Annotated in this window: 5 protein-coding genes; 2 read left to right on the forward strand and 3 right to left on the reverse strand. The window is 69.3% G+C overall.

Annotated elements, in window-relative coordinates:
• Positions 1 to 1,158 (reverse strand): serine/threonine-protein kinase (locus tag D7X74_RS39295; protein ID WP_147446852.1); only part of this gene is annotated, 1,158 nt, incomplete at its 3' end.
• A gap of 66 nt (positions 1,159 to 1,224) precedes the next feature.
• Here D7X74_RS39295 and D7X74_RS39300 point away from each other — a divergent pair.
• Positions 1,225 to 1,578 carry a helix-turn-helix domain-containing protein gene (locus tag D7X74_RS39300; RefSeq protein WP_120538072.1) on the forward strand — a complete coding sequence of 118 codons (354 nt, stop codon included), beginning with the start codon at positions 1,225 to 1,227 and terminating at the stop codon, positions 1,576 to 1,578.
• A gap of 5 nt (positions 1,579 to 1,583) precedes the next feature.
• Here D7X74_RS39300 and D7X74_RS39305 read toward each other — a convergent pair whose 3' ends face one another.
• The gene (locus D7X74_RS39305; protein WP_120538073.1) at positions 1,584 to 2,753 is read right to left on the reverse strand and encodes a serine/threonine-protein kinase; all 1,170 of its coding nucleotides are present in this window, start codon (positions 2,751 to 2,753) and stop codon (positions 1,584 to 1,586) included.
• Between the two features lie 326 nt (positions 2,754 to 3,079).
• Here D7X74_RS39305 and D7X74_RS39310 point away from each other — a divergent pair, with 326 nt between their 5' ends.
• Positions 3,080 to 4,330, forward strand: a complete 1,251-nt coding sequence (locus D7X74_RS39310; RefSeq protein WP_120538074.1) for an SLC13 family permease — start codon at positions 3,080 to 3,082, stop codon at positions 4,328 to 4,330.
• Between the two features lie 3 nt (positions 4,331 to 4,333).
• Here the strand turns inward: D7X74_RS39310 and D7X74_RS39315 are convergent, their stop codons facing one another.
• Positions 4,334 to 5,167: a hypothetical protein gene (locus D7X74_RS39315; protein WP_199732927.1), complete on the reverse strand. Its 834-nt coding sequence runs from the start codon at positions 5,165 to 5,167 to the stop codon at positions 4,334 to 4,336.
• Positions 5,168 to 5,278 lie beyond the last annotated feature (111 nt).

The raw sequence follows: 5,278 nt of genomic DNA on the forward strand, positions 1-5,278 counted from the left end.
CCCCAGCACCGCCCCCATCGCGACCAGCACCAGGGCCAGCATCGCCCAGGAACGTGCGGGCCGGCCCATCCGCGGCGACACCCGAACCGTGGTCCCTTGAAGAGGTGCTTCGGCCACCTCGGCCAGGGCCGCATTCTCGGCCGGCGCTGGCCATTTCCGCGGAGAAGCCCGCTTGCCCCGGCGCGGCCGGTGCCGAGGCTGATTCCGCCATTTCTCGAAGCTGTCTCCACCGCCCTCAGTCGTCGCGGAGTCCTCGTCGTAGGCATCGCAGAGTGGCACCTCCCACGTCGCATCCGCATCGCGCAGCGCCTCCTCCAGCGATTGACAGACGGTCTGGGCGCTCGACGTGCGCGCCTCGGGTGTCTTCTCCAACAGCCGCAGGCACACGTCACCCAGGGCCCGGGGCACGCGGGCGTTCGCTTCGTGGGGCGGCGTGGGCGTAAGGGTGAGGATGGCCTCCGTCAACGCGTGGGCATCCGGACCGTCGAAGGGAAAGCGTGCCGTCAACAACCGGTAGAGGACCAGGCCCAGCGCCCACAAGTCGTCCGAAGGGCCCGCCGTGAAGCGGGCCCCCGGTACATCCCGGTGGCTTCGCAGGAACCTCCAAGCCTCCGGCGAGCGGTAGTCCGGCGTCCCTGGCGGGAGGATGTCCTGCGTCAGGGAGCGCGCCCCCTCGTAGTCGCCGATGCCGAAGTCCACCAACTTGGCCAGGCCATCCGAGGTGCGCACCATGACGTTGGCTTCCTTCACGTCCCGGTGCACGACCCCATCCGCGTGGGTGGCGGTGAGCGCCCGCGCCACGCCCAGCACCACGTCCGCCACCTGTCGTGCGGTGGGGTTCTCCTCCTCCGCCCACGCGTCCAGCCGGCGTCCGTCCACGTACTCCATGGCGATGACGGCGAAGTGCGGCTCCGCCACCGGCCAGTAGCCATGTCCCAGAATCCTCACCACGTTGGGGTGGTGCAGGCGGGTGAGGATGGAGACCTCGCGCTCCGCCCGCTCGCCCACGCGTGGCAGGTGCAGCAGCTTCACCGCGCAAGGCTGTCCTTCACACCGCGCGAGGTACACCGTGCCGAAGCCGCCCTGCCCCAGCTGCCGCTCCAGCGTGTAGCCCAGCACCTGGGCCCCAGGCGCCCAGATGGCGGGCGGTGGTCTCATGGCATCCTTCCTTCGGGCTCGCTGACGGCCCGGGTTCGGACTTCTCGGTTACGCTGCACACCCTCCATGAATGAAGAACTGGCCATTACCATTGGCACTGCGGCACGCGCCGCCCGCGAGCACCTGGGACTGACGCAGGCTGAAGTCGCCGAACGCATCGGGCTGGTGCACCCCGTCTACAGCCGACTGGAGCGCGGCAAGATGCTGCCCAGCGTCCCCTCCCTCTACCGGCTCTGCCGGGAGCTGCGGGTGTCACCCGAGACGTTGATGGGCCTGACGCCGAAAGCCAGTGGGCGAAAGGCCCAGCGGCCCCAGGAAGAAGAGGGGCCGAAGCTGCGACGCCTCCTCCACCTTGCCCAGAAGCTGGAGGAGGAGGACCTGGACGCCCTCCTCCATGTCGCCTCCGCGCTGGCGCGCTGACCGCGCTACTTCCTTCCCAGCGCGTCCAGTTCGTGCGCCTCCAGGCCCTCCTGAAAGAGGCCGCCCTCGCCGAACTCCACCGCGTCGCGAAGCACGCTGCCTTCGGCCAGCACCCGGGCCCATTCCGCGGCGGCCTCCTGACGCCCGTAGCCCGGGTGTCGCCTCGCCAGGGCCACCCGCATGACATCGCGCAGGGCCTCCGCCGTGGCGAAGCGCTCGTCAGGGTTGGCCCGGAGCGCCGCGTGCAGGAGTTCCTTCACGTCTGGAGAAAGCATCTCCACGGCGGCTTCCACCTCCTCGGGCCCGAAGCTCGCGAGCAACACCCGCATCTGCGTCAGCGGCAGCGAGGGAGTGATCTCCGTATGCAGGGGGGCCAGTCCCGGGGGCCTGCGCGGCACGTCCTCCACATCGAAAGGGTGCTTGCCGGTGAAGAGCTCCACCAGCAGCACGCCCAGACTGAAGACATCGGAGCGAGGCGTGAGCGGCTGCCGCTCCAGGTATTCGGGTGAGGCATAGGCCACGTCGCCCCGGACGAGGCTCGCGGGCGACTCCTCCCGCTCGATCACCAGGGAGTAGGCCGCGCCGAAGTTCATCAACTTCACCTCGCCATGCGCCCCCACGTAGACATGCCGGGGATTGACGTCGCGGTGGATGATGCCCAGCGGCTGACCGTCCTCTCGGGTCAGGGTGTGCGCGTGGTGCAGTGCCTCTGCGAGTTCCGCGCCGACATAGAGGGCAAAGGCCTCCGAAACAGGCCGGCCGCGCGCCACGCCCGCGCTCACCAGCGTCTCCAGAGAAGGCCCCTCCACGCACTCCATGACGACGTGCAGGGCATCGAGGTGCACCTTGCGGTGGAACACCTGCGCGATGGCCGGATGACGGAGGCGGAAGGCCAGTTGAATCTCCTCCCCGAGCCGAGTGCGGCGCATGAAGGTGGAGGGGTTGGCGAGCCTGCGGACGAAGCAGAGACCGGGGAGCTCATCGCCCTTCTCCGAGTAGCGCCGGGCAAGCAGGAGCTGCTCCCCCGTTTGCATCAGCATCAACTCGCGGATGGCCTCATAGCGGATGCCATCCACGGTGAAGAGGGGCCTCGGCTTGTCGGGCGTGGGCGGGAAGGCGTTCCGGCGCGGTGCCGGCCGGGTACTCACCGGCGCGTCGGTGGTGGAGGTGGGCATGACTCCTCAAGGGGCAAGAGCGACAGGGCCCCTGTGAGTCTGAGCGTAATGAACCTTAAAAGTCCATCATCTCAGAACCTTTGAGGTTTCCACCGCGACATCGGGGGTGTCCACGGAAGCGGCTCCCCCGCGCATTGTGTGGATTCACCCCAAGGAGGTCTTGGTGAATGAGGCCCCCTAGGGGTGGCGCATCGCGCGAACCTGTCCGACTGTCGGACAGGTTTGGGCGAGCAGCAGGCGGCGAGGCAGCCCCCTGGGCTCCGTTTCTGGCGTGCCCACTCCAAGCCTCGACTTGCCTCATGGGCGCGTCCTAGTGTCCCGCGCCCGTGGCGCTCGCGATCTTCCTTTTCACGTACATCTTCATCGCCGGGGCACGGCTGCCCTTCGTCAAACTGGACCGTCCCGGAGGCGCGCTTTTGGGCGCCACGCTGATGGTCGTCGTCGGGGTCGTCACGCCCGCGGAGGTGTTCGGCCACAGCGCGGACCGGGGCCAGCAGGCCATCGACATGGACACCCTCGTCCTGCTGTTGGGGATGATGCTGCTGGCCGCGTACCTGGCGCAGGCGAACTTCTTCCGCGCCGCCGGAGCGAAGGCCCTGCGGGTCGCCCACACGCCCCGACTGCTGCTGGTGGCCGTCACGTTCGTCAGCGCCGTGCTGTCCGCGTTCCTCGTCAACGACACCGTGTGCCTGTTCCTCACGCCGCTCGTGCTCGTGGTGGTGGAGGACGCGCGCCTGCCCCCCGTGCCGTACCTGCTCGCCGTGTGCATGGGCAGCAACAGCGGCTCCGTGGCCACCTTCACCGGCAACCCGCAGAACATGCTGATTCAAGGCGCGTCCGGTCTGGGCTACGCGCGGTTCGCCGGGTACATGGCCCTGCCCGCGCTGATCTCCACCGTCATCGTCGCGGTCGCGCTCCTCTACCTGTTCCGCAAGCAACTGCCGACCGCGCGCTTCGACACGCACCCGCCCCCGCTCGACGTGGACCGCAGGCTGCTCGCACTGGCGCTCGGGAGCCTGTTGGGAGTGGTGGTGGCGTTCTTCGTGGGCCTGCCCATGAGCTGGAGCGCGCTCGCGGGCGGCGTGCTGGTGATGTCCCTGTCCGGACACGAGTCGCGCGAGGCGCTGGAGCGCGTGGACTGGGTGCTGCTGCTCTTCTTCGCCAGCCTCTTCGTCGTCGTGCACGGGGTGAACAAGGAGGGCTGGGCGGAGGCGATCCGTCAGGTGTTCTCCCCGCTGATGGCCGGGCCTCCGTGGCGCGAAACGCTGGGCTTCGCGTTCCTCACGCTCGTGGCCTCCAACCTCTTCAGCAACGTGCCCTTCGTGATGCTCGCCCGCGCGTGGGTGCCCGCCATGCAGCAACCGGAGCTGGCGTGGCACGTGCTCGCTCTGGGCTCCACGCTCGCGGGCAACCTCACCCTCGTCGGCAGCGTGGCGAACCTCATCGTCTTCGAGGCCGCGCGCGGCAAGGTGCGCATGGGCTTCGTCGACTACCTGCGCGTCGGGGTGCCCGTCACCCTCATCAGCTTCGTCGTCGGGCTGGGCGTGCTCCTGGCCGAGCACGCCCTCTTTCCCTGAGCGTCAGGCGTCCGGATCCGGCAGCTCGCCCGGGGGAAGCTGGCGCTCGGGCGGGGCAGGAATCGGCGGAGGCGCGGCCGACGGGGTGACGGCGGAGGGCACGGTGTCCGGCGTCGCGTCACCGGTGGGGGCGGCGCCCTTGCGGTTGGTCGGCGTCAGGTCCTTCACGAACATGTCCGCCACCTTGTCCAGGAGCGCGGTCATCGCCAGGCGGAACAGCTCCGGCTCCTTGCCGACCTTGAACGGGTCCAGGTGCGGCGCGCCCTGGTCCACCGCGTCCATGTCGAACGGCCGGCGCCACAGCTCCGAGCGGCCATCCAGCCGGAACATCCGCCCGTAACCCTTGAGGTAGGCCCCGGCGTGCCCGTCCTCGCTGCGCATGCCGAAGTCCTGGATGACGAACTCCACGATGGTGTCCGCGCCCAGCGGGGCCATCAAGTCATAGTCCGGGGCGTTGGCGGGCACCTCCTCCACGAGGAAGCTCTCCAGCGAGGTGGCGACCCGGGCGGGATCCACCGCGTCCGTCCACGGGGCCTCCTCCGGGAGACGGGACAGGGTGGTGACGCGCAGGCGCTCCGACAGCTCGAAGCGCGTCACCGCCTGCTGCAGCTTCACGGTGAGCCGCCGGTCCGCCTCCTTGTCCTCCAGCTTCTTGAGCTTGCTGGAGTAGGCGCCGTCCTCGCGGAACACGAGGCTCTTGGGCCCCGCGCCATCCTCGATGCGGGAGATGAAGGCTGGCCGTTGGACTCGATCCAGATCCGCGCCGGAGAGGCGCTGCGAGGCACAGCCGACGGTGAAGGCCAGGAGGATTGCCGCGAAGAGAGGGCTACGCACCATGGTGGGAAGGCTACCCCATCCCGAAGCCCCTGGCCTGTTTGCGACCCACCGGAGCCCCGGGAGCGGAGGCTGGCTGCTATGCTGCCCGGCCGTGACCGCTCCCCCTTCCGT

The organism is Corallococcus sp. CA047B (assembly GCF_003612065.1).
GTDB lineage: Bacteria > Myxococcota > Myxococcia > Myxococcales > Myxococcaceae > Corallococcus > Corallococcus praedator.

Coding starts and splice junctions, on each gene's coding strand:
- D7X74_RS39305 (WP_120538073.1), bottom strand. CDS start 2,753: ATGCCCACCTCCACCACCGACGCGCCGGTGAGTACCCGGCCGGCACCG.
- D7X74_RS39315 (WP_199732927.1), bottom strand. CDS start 5,167: ATGGTGCGTAGCCCTCTCTTCGCGGCAATCCTCCTGGCCTTCACCGTC.
- D7X74_RS39300 (WP_120538072.1), top strand. CDS start 1,225: ATGAATGAAGAACTGGCCATTACCATTGGCACTGCGGCACGCGCCGCC.